The organism is Neisseria sp. P0021.S006 (genome assembly GCF_051956895.1).
Genome location: NZ_JBQCWZ010000769.1, coordinates 1 through 673, shown reverse-complemented (window position 1 = coordinate 673; position 673 = coordinate 1). Strand labels below are relative to the sequence as shown.

The window sequence follows — 673 nt, the reverse complement described above, 5'->3', positions numbered from 1 at the left end:
GGTGTATGCCTCTTTGCTGGTGCCGGGCATGATTATGTTTGAATCTTTCTTGAGCTTCTTGGGCTTGGGCGTGCAAGAGCCGATGACCAGTTGGGGTTCGATGTTGCAAGAAGGCGCGATTTCTATGGAAGCTGCACCATGGCAGCTGCTCGTGCCGAGTTTCTTCTTGGTAACCACTTTGTTCTGTTTCAACTTTATCGGCGACGGCCTGCGCGATGCGCTCGACCCGAAAGACCGCTAAACGACAACCAAAAGGATAATCAAAATGACAAAACAGTTACTGGTTGTAGAAAATCTGGACATCAATTTCGAATTGCATGAAAAGAACGTGCACGCCGTGCGTAATGTCAGCTTTAAAGTGGCAGAGGGCGAAACATTGGCTTTGGTCGGCGAGTCCGGCTCGGGCAAGTCCGTAACGTCTATGTCCGTTATGCGCCTGCTGCCTGAGAAATTTGCCCGCTATGGCAAAGATTCACGCATTACTTTTGACGGCATTTCCATTTTGGATGCCGATGAGAAAACCTTGCGTGATTTGCGCGGCAATCGCATCAGCGTGATTTTCCAAGAGCCGATGACCTCGCTCAATCCGTTTATGCGTATCGGTGCGCAACTGATTGAAGCGGCGCGTGTGCACAATAAAAAGCTTGGCAAAAAAGAAGCAGTGCAGAAAGCA

Annotated in this window: 1 protein-coding gene and 1 pseudogene; both read left to right on the top strand. The window is 49.6% G+C overall.

Going from position 1 to position 673, the window contains the following annotated elements; translation table 11 throughout:
• A pseudogene (locus tag ACTHUM_RS17005) lies at positions 1 to 241 on the top strand (peptide ABC transporter permease); the annotation flags it as partial.
• A gap of 24 nt (positions 242 to 265) precedes the next feature.
• Positions 266 to 673, top strand: a 408-nt coding sequence (locus tag ACTHUM_RS17000; protein WP_440403555.1) for an ATP-binding cassette domain-containing protein, incomplete at its 3' end; no start/stop codon positions are given.